The organism is Caballeronia sp. LZ003, assembly GCF_031451465.1.
In the GTDB taxonomy this organism is placed as follows: domain Bacteria; phylum Pseudomonadota; class Gammaproteobacteria; order Burkholderiales; family Burkholderiaceae; genus Caballeronia.
Map to the genome: position 1 here is coordinate 389,756 of NZ_JARUXJ010000004.1, position 13,030 is coordinate 402,785.

Consider the following 13,030-nt stretch of genomic DNA (forward strand, 5'->3'; position numbering starts at 1 on the left):
TCAAGTCAAAGGAGTCTAACGATGCCGTCAACGAAATCCAGCTCCATGCGCGCGCTTTTAGCCGCGAGCGCATGCGTATTCAGCGCGCTTGCCGCCGCGCCCGCGTTTGCCCAGAGCACCGCCGTGATGGCGGTGGCCTCGACCTTCACGACGATGAACCCCTACGATGCCAACGACACGCTCTCGCAAGCGGTCGCCAAGTCGTTCTATCAAGGGCTCTTCGGCTTCGACAAGGACATGAAGATTCAGCCCGTGCTCGCGACGAGCTACGAAGCGAGTCCGGACGCGAAGGTCTACACGGTCAAGCTGCGGCAGGGCGTGAAGTTTCAGGACGGCACCGACTTCAACGCCGAAGCCGTGAAGACAACCTTCGACTGGGTCACGGACCCGAACAACAAGCTCAAGCGCTACGGTCTTTTCAACAAGATAGAGAAGACCGAAGTGATCGATCCGTACACGGTGAAGATCACGCTCAAGATGCCGTTTTCCGCGTTCATCAACGTGCTCGCGCATCCGGCGGGCGTGATGATTTCGCCCACCGCGTTGAAGCAATACGGCAAGGACATCGCGTTTCATCCGGTCGGCACGGGACCGTTCGAGTTCGTCGAATGGAAGCAGACCGACGACCTGAAGGTGAAGAAGTTCGCGGGCTACTGGAAGAAGGGCTATCCGAAGATCGACATGATCGACTGGAAGCCGGTGGTCGATAACAACACGCGCGCCGCGCTCATGCAAACGGGCGAAGCGGACTTCGCTTTTTCGATTCCGTTCGAGCAGGCCGCGACGCTCAAGGCGAGCCCGAAGGTCGATCTGATCGCGGCGCCTTCCATCATTCAGCGCTACGTGAGCATGAACACGTCGCAGAAGCCTTTCGATAATCCGAAGGTGCGTCAAGCGCTCAACTATGCGATCAACAAGGACGCGCTCGTGAAGGTCGCGTTTGCCGGTTACGCGGTGCCGTCCGAAGGCGTGGCGCCGCCGGGCGTGGACTTCTCGACCAAGCTCGGGCCGTGGAAATACGATCCGGCCAAGGCGCGCGAGCTGCTGAAGGAAGCGGGTTATCCGAACGGTTTCGAGACCGTGTTGTGGTCGGGCTATAACCACACGACGGCGCAGAAGATCATCCAGTTCGTGCAGCAGCAGCTGGCGCAAGTGGGCGTGAAGACCACGATCGAAGCGCTCGAAGCCGGCCAGCGCGTGCAGCGCGTGGAAAGCGCGCCGGAGCCGGCCACCGCGCCGGTGCGCATGTACTACGTCGGCTGGTCGTCGTCGACGGGCGAAGCGGACTGGGCCATCTCGCCCTTGCTCGCGAGTTCGTCGTTTCCGCCGAAGCTCTTCAACACGGCCTATTACAAGAACGATACCGTCGATTCCGATCTGCAAAAGGCGCTCACCACGACCGACCGCAAGGAGAAGACGCAGCTTTACGCCGACGCGCAAAAGCGCATCTGGGACGACGCCCCGTGGATTTTCCTCGTCACGGAGAAAGTGGTGTATGCGCGCAGCAAGCGTCTGACGGGCGCTTACGTCATGCCCGACGGCTCGTTCAATTTCGACGACATCGCGATCAAGTAAAGCGCCTCGACGATGCTTACCTTCCTCGCCAAACGCCTCTTCGGGCTCTTGCCGACGCTCTTCATCGTCGCGGTGCTGGTGTTTCTGTTCGTGCACATGTTGCCGGGCGATCCCGCGCGTTTGGCCGCCGGGCCCGAAGCGGATCAGGCGACGGTTGCGCTCGTGCGGGCCGATCTCGGTCTCGACAAGCCCTTGCCGCAGCAATTCGCGAGCTTCTTCGGCAAGATCGTGCATTTCGACTTCGGCATGTCCACGCGCAGCAAGCGGCCGGTGAGCACGGAGATCGGCGAGCGCTTCATGCCGACGCTCTGGCTCACGCTCGCGAGCATGGCGTGGGCCGTGGCGTTCGGCATGGCGATAGGCATCGTCTCGGCGGTCTGGCGCAACCAGTGGCCGGACCGGCTCGGCATGACCATCGCGGTATCGGGCATCTCGTTTCCCGCCTTCGCGCTCGGCATGTTGCTGATGGAAATCTTTTCGGTGAAGCTCGGCTGGCTGCCTATCGTCGGCGATGGTTCGTGGCAGAGCTACGTGCTGCCGTCGCTCACGCTCGGCGCGGCCGTGGCCGCCGTGATGGCGCGCTTCACGCGCGCGTCGTTCGTCGAAGTGCTCGGCGAGGACTTCGTGCGCACCGCGCGCGCGAAGGGCGTGCACGAGCCGATGGTTATCGTCAAACACTGCCTGCGTAACGCGATGATCCCCGTCGTCACCATGATGGGCCTGCAGTTCGGCTTCCTGCTGGGCGGCTCGATCGTGGTCGAGAAAGTGTTCAACTGGCCGGGGCTCGGGCGCCTGCTCGTCGATGCCGTCGAGATGCGCGACTATCCCGTGATCCAGGCCGAAGTGCTGCTGTTTTCGCTGGAATTCATCGTCATCAATCTGGTGGTCGATGTCCTCTACGCGGTCATCAACCCGACCATTCGTTTCAAGTGAGGACCGCATGAGTGTGACAGCCACAGAGGCGAAGGTCGCGGTCGCGCCGCAACAGGAGATCCGCACGCCGTGGACGGAGTTCTGGCGCAAGCTCAAGCGTCAGCCCGTGGCGCTCGCGGCGGCCGTGTTCGTCGTGCTTCTGATCCTGATCGCGGTGATCGCGCCGTATATCGCGCCTTACGACGCGGAAAATTATTTCGATTACGACGCGCTCAACGCGGGGCCTTCGGCAGCGCACTGGTTCGGTGTCGACTCGCTCGGCCGCGACATTTTGAGCCGCATTCTCGTCGGCAGCCGCATTTCGCTCTCGGCGGGCTTGCTGTCGGTCGTGATCGGCGCGGTGATCGGCACGTTCTTCGGGCTGCTCGCGGGCTACTACGAAGGCTGGTGGGACCGCATCGTCATGCGTATTTCGGACGTGCTGTTCGCGTTCCCCGGCATTCTGCTCGCCATCGGCGTGGTGGCCATTCTCGGTAACGGCATGATCAACGTGATCTGCGCGGTGGCTATCTTCAGCATTCCCGCGTTCGCGCGGCTCGTGCGCGGCAACACGCTCGCGCTCAAGCACCTGACGTATATCGAGGCGGCGCGCAGCATAGGCGCGTCGGACTGGACCATCATCATGCGGCACATTCTGCCGGGGACCATTTCCTCGGTCGTCGTATATTTCACCATGCGTATCGGCACGTCGATCATCACGGCGGCGAGTCTCTCGTTTCTCGGCCTCGGCGCGCAGCCGCCGACGCCCGAGTGGGGTGCGATGCTCAACGAAGCCCGCGCCGACATGGCGATGGCACCGCATGTCGCCATCTTCCCGAGCCTCGCCATCTTTCTGACGGTGCTTGCGTTCAATTTGCTCGGCGACGGTCTGCGCGACGCGCTCGATCCCAAGCTCGACCGGCCGTGAAGCCGCCGCATATCGGCGTGCTCGATGCGGGCGCGCGCAACAGTATCGCGGACGTGACGGGCGTGAGCGTTGGCCATTACACCCTCGCCGATGGCGCGATTCAAACCGGCGTGACGGTGGTGCGCGCGCATGACGGCGATGCGTATCGCAACAAGACGCCAGCGGCGGCATGCGTCATCAACGGCTTCGGCAAGAGCGTCGGGCTCGTGCAGATCGATGAACTCGGCGTGATCGAAACGCCTGTCGCGCTCACCAACACCTTCGCGGCGGGCACGGTGGCGAACGCGCAGATACGCGCGGCGCTCGAAGGCAATCCGCGCATTGGCCGCGACTGGCCGAGCGTCAATCCGCTAGTGCTCGAATGCAACGACGGCTTTCTGAACGACATGCAGGCGTTCGCCGTCGAAGAAGCGCAATACCGGCATGCGCTCGCTTCGTGTTCGCCGGACTTCGCGCGCGGCGCCGTGGGCGCGGGACGCGGCATGTCGTGCTTCGACTTGAAGGGCGGGATTGGCACGGCCTCGCGTGTCGTCGATATCGGCGATGAACGCTACACCACGGGCGCGCTCGTGCTCGCCAACTTCGGACGCTTGCCGCAACTCACAATTGCCGGCGATGCCATTGGACGCACGCTGCAAGCGCAGGCGCCACAACGCGAGCAAGGTTCGATCATCATGCTGATCGCCACCGATGCACCGCTCGATGCGCGGCAGCTTCGCCGTCTCGCCATGCGCGCCGCAGCCGGGCTCGCGCGCACCGGTTCGGTCTTCGGTCATGGTAGCGGCGACATTGCGCTGGCGTTTTCGACGGCGTACACCGTGCCTCACGACGCCGAGTTCATCGACTTGCCGCGCTTGCTGCCGGACGCGCGTCTCGACTCGCTGTTTCAATGCGTCGCGGACGCCACCGAACAGGCCATTCTCGACGCGCTCTTCAGCGCCGAAAGCGTCACGGGCCGCGACGGGCATCGTCGCGCGTCGCTCAACGAAGTGTGGAAAAGCCAATGACAGTGTTGATGTCGGTGGATATCGAAGGCGTCGCGGGCGTGTTTCATCCGGAGCAAACGCGCGCGGGCAACGGCGAATACGAACAGGCGCGCCGCTTCATGACGAACGAAGCGAACGCCGCCGTGCTCGGTGCCTTCGATGGCGGCGCGACCGAAGTCTGGGTCAACGATTCTCACGGCGGCTTTCGTAATCTATTGCCGAACGCGTTCGATCCGCGCGCGCGTCTCGTGCTCGGCAAGCCGCGCACGCTCGGCATGATGGCGGGACTGGAAGCATCGCCGGAACTGGTGTTCATGGTCGGCTATCACGCGCGGGCGCAGAGTCGCGGGATTCTCGCGCATACCATCAACAGCGCTGCATTTGCGCGCGTGATGCTCGACGGAGAAGAGGTTGGCGAGGCCGCGCTCTATGGGCAGCTTGCCGAGGCGCGCGGCGCACGCGTCGCGCTCATCACGGGCGACGACGTGTTCGGCGCGGAGACCTTGCCCGTGTTCCCGGACGCGAACTTCGTTTGCGTGAAGACGGCGCACGGCTATTCGAGCGGCGTTACGGATACGCCAGAAGCCGCGTGCGCATCGATCAGGCGCGCGGCGAAGGAGACTGTCGAGGCCTCGCGTCATTCAAGTTCACGCGCACACCATGCACCGGACTCACGCCGTTGCGAACTGCGCACGCAAAGCTCCGCTTATGCCGATCTCTTCTGTCAGTGGCCGACGCTCGAACGGCTCGATGCCGTCACGCTCGCCTTCGATGCGCCCGGCATCGAACAGGTCGTACGCACACTCAATTGCCTTTCGGCAATGTCCTTCATGTTACGGTGAACGGAGGAACTATCGTTAGAATGGAGGTCTTAGCTGATCGGTCATCGGCACGGTACTTTCTTCAACGATTTTTTGCAGGCGCTTTCATGCACGACGTGAAGCTCGAACACAACGACGATGTGACGCTCGATCCCGCCGCTCCGCAACTCGTCATGCGCGGCTCGCTTTTCATCGACGGCCACGAAGCCGGTTGCTGGGAAGAGCGGCGCAATGGCACATGGGCGGCGCGGCTGCGGCACGCCGAGCAGTGGATCGTCGAGACGAGCCGCGCGGCGCTGATCGAGCGGCTTGCCACTGACGCCTGAGCGCATCCCGAGTGCGGACAACCTTTCAATCAAATCGATTTTATTTATGTATTTGTCGATCATCGCGGTGGGAATAGGCGGCGGGCTGGGATCGCTGCTTCGTTGGGCGCTCGGTTTGCGCCTCAATGGAATCTTTCCAAACCTGCCGCTCGGCACCTTTGCATCGAATGTGATTGCCGGATACATCATCGGCGTGGCGGTCGCGACCTTTGCGCGCTTGCCGGACATCTCCGTCGAATGGCGTCTCTTCGTAACGACCGGTCTAATGGGCGGCTTGTCCACCTTCTCCACGTTCTCGGCCGAAGTGGTCGCGCATCTTCAGCAAGGGCGGCCCGGCTGGGCGCTCGCGGAGATCGCGCTGCACGTCGGCGCGTCGCTCGCAATGACCGCGCTCGGTATTGCGACGGTGGCCTGGGTCAGCTGATCCACGCACGTTGCCGCAGCGCCGCGTTCCGCATGAACTCCTACTTTTTTCCCGCGTGTCTTCACGCTCTTTCGCCGCTGCTTCGCGCACGCGGCTTGTTTCTTTTGACTGCAATACGAAGGTGATGAGATGGTCGAGTTCGAGTTCGAGTCCCAGTTCCCGAGAGTTGACATCAGACCGTACCAGGCGAGTGACCTCGACGGCGTGATCGATCTGTTCGTGCGCGCCGTCCGTGAAAGCGCGTCCGAGTACTACAGCCCGGCACAAATCGATGCCTGGGCGCAAACCGACCGCGAGGAGTGGCATGCCGCCCGCCTCAGCCGGCCAACCTGGGTGGCATTCACGGACGACGAGCTCGCCGGTTTCGCCGATGTCCACGAAAACGGGCTCATCGACATGATGTTCGTCGAGCCGAGGCATCAGCGCAAAGGCGTGGCCACCGCGCTGCTCGCGTCCATCGAGGAGCATGCCGAGAAAAACGGCATGCGCGTGCTGCACACGTATGCGAGCTTGGGCTCGCAGCCGTTCTTCGAGTATTGCGGCTTCACCATGCTGCTTGCGCGGGCTGTAGAGGTGCGGGGGCAGCGCTTCGCGCAACTCGTGATGGAGAAAGTGCTGTAGCTGTATAGACAAGTCAAGCGCTATGTTCGGGATTGCCTCGGTGTAATCCCGGATAGCCCCTTGTTTCGTCCTTTCTGCCCGTTTAGACTTGTGCCTAACTTGTATAGACAGGAAGAAACATGATTACGCTCACGCCTGGCAAGCTCACGCTGCCGCAATTGCGCCGCATCGCGCGCGGATCGGATTCGCTGAGTCTCGATCCCGCGAGCTTCGCCGCCATCGACGCGAGCGCGCGCGCCGTCGCCGCGATCGCCGCCAAGGGTGATCCGGCCTACGGCATCAATACGGGCTTTGGGCGGCTCGCCAACACTCACATTCCCGCCGATCAGCTCGAACTTCTGCAGCGCAACCTGGTGCTGTCGCATGCGGTCGGCGTCGGCGAACCGATGTCGCGACCGGTCGTGCGTCTTTTGATGGCCCTCAAGCTGTCGAGTCTCGGGCGCGGCCATTCGGGCATTCGCCGCGAAGTGATCGACGCCCTCGTCACGCTTTTCAACGCCGATGTATTGCCCGTCATCCCCGTGAAAGGCTCGGTCGGCGCGTCGGGCGATCTCGCGCCGCTCGCGCATATGTCGACGGTGCTGCTCGGTATCGGCGAAGTCATGGTGCGCGGCGAACGCGCAAGCGCGCTCGATGGCCTCAAGCTCGCCGGGCTCGAACCGCTCACGCTGCAGGCGAAGGAAGGGCTCGCGCTGTTGAACGGCACGCAGGCATCGGCGGCGCTCGCGCTTTACAACCTCTTTGCCATCGAGGACCTGTTCCGCACCGGCCTCGTTGCGGGCGCGCTGTCCGTCGACGCCGCCGCGGGCTCCGTCGTGCCGTTCGATGCACGTATCCATGAGTTGCGCGGACATCGCGGGCAGATCGATTCGGCGGCGGCGTATCGCACGTTGCTGGCGGGCTCGGGCATCAACCTGTCGCACGCCGATTGCGAGAAGGTTCAGGACCCGTACAGCCTGCGCTGTCAGCCGCAAGTGATGGGCGCGTGTCTCGATCAGATGCGTCATGCGGCCGACGTGCTCTTGATCGAATCGAATGCGGTTTCCGACAATCCGCTGATTTTCCCGGACACCGGCGAAGTGCTGTCAGGCGGCAACTTTCACGCGGAACCCGTTGCCTTCGCCGCCGATAACCTCGCGCTCGCCGCCGCCGAAATCGGCGCGCTGGCCGAGCGCCGCATCGCGCTTCTGATCGACTCGACGCTTTCCGGCTTGCCGCCGTTTCTCGTACGCGATGGCGGCGTGAACTCCGGCTTCATGATCGCGCATGTGACGGCGGCGGCGCTCGCGTCCGAGAACAAGACGCTCGCGCATCCTGCTTCCGTCGATTCCTTGCCGACCTCGGCGAATCAGGAAGATCACGTGTCCATGGCGACCTTTGCCGCGCGCAAGCTCGGCGATATCGCGAGCAACACGGCCAATATTCTCGCCATCGAACTGCTTGCGGCAGCGCAAGGCGTCGATCTGCGCGCGCCGCATCGCACGAGCGCGCCACTTATCGACGTGATGCAGACCATCCGCGCGCAAGTCGCGCATTACGACCTCGATCATTACTTCGCGCCCGATATCGCCGCCATTGCGACGCTCGTGCAGGCGGGCGAGATTGCAAAGCACAGTCCGTTTTCCTTTGCCTCGGAACAGAGCGCGGATCGAAGCGCATGAGCACGCCCGCGTATCAGGAGATCAAGGACTACATCCTCGAGCGCATTCACGGCGGCGAATGGAAGGAGGGCGATCAGGTGCCCTCCGAGAACGAGCTCGCGCGCGAGTTCAAAGTGGCGCGCATGACGGTGAATCGCGCGGTGCGTGAACTGACGGCCGAACAGGTGCTCACGCGTGTGCAGGGCGCGGGCACGTTCGTGGCGCAGCCGAAACACGCTTCGACACTGGTCGAGATTCGCAGTATCTCCGATGAAATCGTCGCGCGCGGGCATGCGTATCGCGCGGCGGTGCTGCATCTGGGTGCCTCTATCGTCGATGAAGCGCTAGCCGCCGAAATGCAGCTTGCGCTCGGCAGTCCCGTGTTTCATTCGCGCGTGCTGCACTTCGAAAACGACGAGCCCGTGCAACTCGAAGAGCGCTACGTGAACCCGGCCATTGCGCCCGAGTACGCGCGTCAGGACTTCACGAAGATCACGCCGAATCAATATCTGATGGTTGCCGCGCCCTTGCAGCGGGTCGAATATCGGATCGAGGCGTCGTTGCCATCGCCGGAGATTCGCCATGCGCTCGCGATGAAAGATCACGAGCCGTGTCTGCTGCTGCATCGGCGAACATGGTCGCGCGACACGGTGGCGTCGGTCGCGAATCTGTGGCATCCCGGCGACCGCTATCAGTTCACCGGCCACTTTTGATCATGGCAACCGTTCTGCGCGCATCATCGCTCGCAGCCGTGCCGTGGAAGAACGGCGGCGGCTATACGCGCGAACTCGCGGCGGGACCGGAAGGCGCGTCGATCGATACGTTCGCGTGGCGGCTTTCCATCGCGGATGTGTCGGCGGATGGCGCGTTTTCGAGCTTCGCGGGCGTGGATCGCGTGCTGATCCTGCTCGATGGCGCGGGCATGACGCTCGCCGAACCCGACTATGTGCATACGTTGAACGAGCCGCTCGCGATGGCGCGCTTTGCCGGCGAAACGCCCATCCACGCGGCGCTCGTGCAAGGTCCGACGCGCGACTTCAACGTGATGACGCGTCGCGGTCGCGCGCATGCTTCGGTGACGAGCCGCTTCGAGTCGCATGAATGGACGCCGGACCACGACGTCACGTTTTTGCATTGCGCGCGCGGCATGGTGAACGTCGTGCTGGCCCATGGAGAACGCATCGCGCTCGCAGCGAGCGACAGCTTGCGTATCGAAAGGGCGGACGGACGCGTCGCGTGCGAAGCATCGCAAGATGCGTCGTGGTTGCAGATAGGCATCCATACGCCGTGAACGCGTGGATCGCGCCAGATGCCCGATGGCTGGCGACGCAACATGACGCTCGAATGGATGGAAGACGGCCAACGCGTGCGGCATCGCGCCAACTGTCTTTTCGATGCTGCGCTCAACGGAGGAACGCGGCTCCAAAAGCTGGCTTTCCGATACGGTTTTCTGCGAGCATGGTGAATCGCCGAAACGCGACGTCTTCGTCGGCGGATGCAAGATCCTCGACGCAAGTTGTCAGGCGGACGAAGACGCATTGCGTTCACTCATCGACTAATAAAACGCGAGGCATCACATGGACGATTGTGCGATCTACACGCTCGAGCGCGGCACGGCGCCGTTGCTCATCTCGATCCCGCACCGCGGCACGCGTATACCCGACGGGCTCGCGCAAGAAATGACGCCAGTCGCGCGGAAAGTGGATGATTGCGACTGGCATCTCGAACGGCTTTATGACTTTGCGCGCGAGATGGGCGCGTCGATTCTGCTGCCGCAATTCGCGCGCTATGTCATCGATTTGAATCGTCCGCCCGATGACGCCAATCTTTATCCGGGCCGCGATACGACTGGCCTCTGTCCCGTCGATACGTTCGAGAAAGAGCCGCTTTATCTCGAAGGTCATGAGCCTTCACGCGAACAGATCGAGGCGCGCCGCGCGCTCTACTGGCAGCCTTATCACGATGCGCTCGCTTCCGAACTTGCCGCCTTGCGCGAGGAACATGGGCACGCGTTGCTGTGGGAGGCGCACTCCATTCGCTCAGTCGTGCCGCGCTTCTTCAATGGCCGGCTCACGGATTTCAACTTCGGCACGGCGGATGGAGCATCGGCGGCGCCTGGACTGGCCGAGCGGCTCGCGCAGGTCGTGGAGTCGGACGGACGTTACACAACGGTGGCTAACGGGCGCTTCAAGGGCGGTTACATAACGCGTCGCTACGGTCAGCCGGCCAACGGGATTCACGCGGTGCAACTGGAGCTCACGCAGGCCACTTACATGAACGAGGCACCGCCTTATTCCTACGATGAGGCGCGCGCGAGCGACGTTCAGCCCTTGTTGCGGGAGTTGGTCACCGCGGCGTTGGAGCATGTGAAAGCGCCCTGAATTTAGCTGGCGTCAGGATGACCATTGTCTGACGCCGCTGTAATGATGTTTTTGGGCAGCACTGGTTGTATTGCACTCTTTAGCGTGGAAAGATCAATATAAACAATGGCTTAATGTATGTTGAACTGCCGAAGGCATGCAGTTGTGCATCCCCGATTGTTGCGACTTCGACAAATATGTTTCCTGCAAATTGGGGTTTCCCCTAAGTCGCGTCCCTCCTACACTGTTTTCAAGCGAAACGAAATCAGAAACTGTTTAAAAGCTTCCGGCTTCGTCTTCGATTTCAAAACAAGATTCCAGGAGGTTCATCATGATCAAGTCTTTCGTTCCGGCTCTCGTTATTGCTTCGGCTCTGGCCGCTCCGACTTTCGCCTTTGCACAAAGCAACGGCCCTGTGACCCGCGCAGAAGTTCGCGCCGAGCTGGTCCAGTTGGAAAAGGCTGGCTATAACCCGTCGACGGACCACGCGTTCTACCCGCAAAACTTCCAGGCAGCCGAAGCGCGCGTGGATGCACAGCAAGGTACGTCGTCGTACGGCGCATCGACTGCGGGTTCGTCGCAAGCGGGCGCACGTCCGTCAGCGTCGATGTCGGATCGTAACTCGGTCTACTTCGGTCATTAAGAGATCGAATAACGGCAAGTTGCAGTGGTGGTGGCAGTAGCAGTGGCAGTTGAAGGTGAGGTAGATGGCAGAAAGCGTAGTAACTTGCGAGAAGTGTAGTAGAGCAGTTCTGCAGTAAGCAGCACCAGGAACGCCGACCGCGATTTTTGCGGCCGGCGTTTTTATTTCGACGCGTTGTTTAATGTGGCGATCGCTCGATTTAATCGGCGCGAAAAAAGAAACGCAGATCAGTTTTGTTCACTTTCGAAATGAGTCGGCTTATGTGCACGAGTTAAATATCGCGCGTACTTGCAAAGGAGCGTCAATAAAATAATAAAACGAGGCTCTCTCGATGTCCCGGTATCCTAGAATTCATGTGGCAGAACGACGGCCAATAAATTCAACGGTCGATATTCAACGTGAATCAATGCTTGCGGCGAGCATTTCACTTTATCGAGAGAGCTGAGAATAGTCATGAAAAAAGCCACGTCCTTGCTGCGACTTCTATTGCTAATCCTCCTAGCAGCTACGACAACCGGCGTTTATGCCGGTCAGTTCAGCGTACAGTGCGCGTATTCTCACACGAAGCCCGACGATTCCATTGTTCGTTACGGATTACCCGGACTCGCCATGCAGCACGATTTTTTCGGTAACCGGTCGACCGATGCCTTTAGCGACCTCGCAAAGCTGAATGTGAATAAAGCCACGACGTGTAACATTACGGCCGATGCGTCCGCTTATTGGGTGCCGCAATTGAAGCGCGCCGCCGGAATAGTGGTCCCCGACTTCCAGAAGACCTACTACCAAAAGAACACCGAGCTCCCGGTCGTTACCGCTATCCCACAAGGTCTGGAGATGCTCGCCGGCGACCACCACGGAACCGCGGCAAATCCGGCTATTGCATATTTTTGCCAGAATGTAGGCTACATGGCGAATCCGCCGACGAGTTGTCCCGTTGTGAACGGCAACGCGCAGTTTGACATCGTGATCTATTTTCCGGACTGTTGGGACGGCGAGCACATTAAACCGGATTTCTCCTCGGGCGTTCAGAACATGGCTTACCACAATAACAAAGATGGTTCATGTCCCGAAGCGTATCCGATCAAGATTCAGCAACTGCAATTAAACTTGCAATACACGCTTGGCAATAACGGCGATCTGAACGGCGCGCAGTTGTCGATGGACCCGATCATGGTGAACGGCGTGCTGACGCCGCAATGGGGAAGTTTATATACCGCTCACGCCGACTTTATCAATGCATGGAAGCCGGATAGCCTTCAATACGCAACCGACAATTGTTCCAATAATGGAAACACCGCGTGCAGCAGCGATATTCCGACCTACTATGTAAAGTCCAGTTCGGATACGTGGCTTGACTCCGGCGGCACTCCGCACAATGCAGACGAGAAACTGCGCGTAGGTCCGGGCGACATTATTTTCATGAAGTTTCCAACGCCTGTAATCACGGACTATACCTATCAAACCGCGTTCATACAGACTCAGGGCGGCGACGTCACCGACTCCACGGCGGTCTACTTGTACCTATTCGCCGCCGCAACCAATTGGGACGATCAAAACAAGCCACCTACCGGAAGTGCCTGCACGCCGCAGTCCGTTGGCGCTATCTATCTCGACAACGTTAATAAACTCCGGATAAATTCCATCGACGCATACGTCAAGCAGCAAATTGCCGCGAAGGCGCCTGAAATTGCGATCTGCATTAAAAACAACACGAGCAAGGTCGTCGAATTAAACTCGCGCGAAGTGAAAAAAGGCGTGCCTGCACTGTTTTTGAAATAACGCTGGCCGCCACCT

At 60.8% G+C, this 13,030-nt stretch carries 14 protein-coding genes; all 14 read left to right on the forward strand.

From position 1 onward, the window contains the following. The first annotated feature begins 45 nt into the window (after positions 1–45). The 14 genes from gsiB to QCE79_RS25950 all read left to right on the forward strand — a co-directional run bounded on the left by gsiB (position 46) and on the right by QCE79_RS25950 (position 13,015). A complete protein-coding gene (gene gsiB, locus QCE79_RS25885) occupies positions 46–1,575 on the forward strand; it encodes a glutathione ABC transporter substrate-binding protein GsiB (protein WP_370652206.1) in 1,530 nt (509 codons plus the stop codon). Between the two features lie 12 nt (positions 1,576–1,587). Next, on the forward strand, positions 1,588–2,508 hold the full coding sequence (gsiC, locus tag QCE79_RS25890; protein ID WP_244829365.1) for a glutathione ABC transporter permease GsiC: 921 nt from the start codon (positions 1,588–1,590) through the stop codon (positions 2,506–2,508). Between the two features lie 7 nt (positions 2,509–2,515). Further along, positions 2,516–3,415, forward strand: a complete 900-nt coding sequence (gene gsiD / locus QCE79_RS25895; RefSeq protein ID WP_250493576.1) for a glutathione ABC transporter permease GsiD — start codon at positions 2,516–2,518, stop codon at positions 3,413–3,415. Next, positions 3,412–4,422 carry a P1 family peptidase gene (locus QCE79_RS25900; RefSeq protein ID WP_309848697.1) on the forward strand — a complete coding sequence of 337 codons (1,011 nt, stop codon included), beginning with the start codon at positions 3,412–3,414 and terminating at the stop codon, positions 4,420–4,422. Before gsiD ends, QCE79_RS25900 begins: the two co-directional genes overlap by 4 nt. Continuing rightward, the gene (locus QCE79_RS25905) at positions 4,419–5,243 is read left to right on the forward strand and encodes a M55 family metallopeptidase (protein ID WP_309848700.1); all 825 of its coding nucleotides are present in this window, start codon (positions 4,419–4,421) and stop codon (positions 5,241–5,243) included. Before QCE79_RS25900 ends, QCE79_RS25905 begins: the two co-directional genes overlap by 4 nt. A gap of 86 nt (positions 5,244–5,329) precedes the next feature. Then, on the forward strand, positions 5,330–5,548 hold the full coding sequence (locus tag QCE79_RS25910) for a hypothetical protein (RefSeq protein ID WP_250510200.1): 219 nt from the start codon (positions 5,330–5,332) through the stop codon (positions 5,546–5,548). Between the two features lie 46 nt (positions 5,549–5,594). Continuing rightward, complete coding sequence (gene crcB, locus QCE79_RS25915) at positions 5,595–5,972, forward strand: fluoride efflux transporter CrcB (RefSeq protein ID WP_244829370.1); 378 nt, start codon at positions 5,595–5,597, stop codon at positions 5,970–5,972. 129 nt (positions 5,973–6,101) lie between these two features. Further along, the gene (locus QCE79_RS25920; RefSeq protein WP_250493572.1) at positions 6,102–6,593 is read left to right on the forward strand and encodes a GNAT family N-acetyltransferase; all 492 of its coding nucleotides are present in this window, start codon (positions 6,102–6,104) and stop codon (positions 6,591–6,593) included. Between the two features lie 119 nt (positions 6,594–6,712). After that, the gene (hutH, locus tag QCE79_RS25925; protein WP_250467355.1) at positions 6,713–8,254 is read left to right on the forward strand and encodes a histidine ammonia-lyase; all 1,542 of its coding nucleotides are present in this window, start codon (positions 6,713–6,715) and stop codon (positions 8,252–8,254) included. Beyond that, a complete protein-coding gene (gene hutC, locus QCE79_RS25930) occupies positions 8,251–8,946 on the forward strand; it encodes a histidine utilization repressor (RefSeq protein ID WP_309848706.1) in 696 nt (231 codons plus the stop codon). The genes hutH and hutC overlap by 4 nt, the downstream gene beginning before the upstream one ends. A gap of 2 nt (positions 8,947–8,948) precedes the next feature. Beyond that, on the forward strand, positions 8,949–9,524 hold the full coding sequence (locus tag QCE79_RS25935; protein WP_309848709.1) for a HutD family protein: 576 nt from the start codon (positions 8,949–8,951) through the stop codon (positions 9,522–9,524). Positions 9,525–9,810: 286 nt separating this feature from the next. Then, complete coding sequence (gene hutG / locus QCE79_RS25940) at positions 9,811–10,614, forward strand: N-formylglutamate deformylase (protein WP_309848712.1); 804 nt, start codon at positions 9,811–9,813, stop codon at positions 10,612–10,614. Positions 10,615–10,927: 313 nt separating this feature from the next. Continuing rightward, on the forward strand, positions 10,928–11,236 hold the full coding sequence (locus tag QCE79_RS25945) for a DUF4148 domain-containing protein (protein ID WP_309850586.1): 309 nt from the start codon (positions 10,928–10,930) through the stop codon (positions 11,234–11,236). A 453-nt stretch (positions 11,237–11,689) separates the two neighbouring features. Continuing rightward, on the forward strand, positions 11,690–13,015 hold the full coding sequence (locus QCE79_RS25950; RefSeq protein WP_309848714.1) for a DUF1996 domain-containing protein: 1,326 nt from the start codon (positions 11,690–11,692) through the stop codon (positions 13,013–13,015). Positions 13,016–13,030 lie beyond the last annotated feature (15 nt).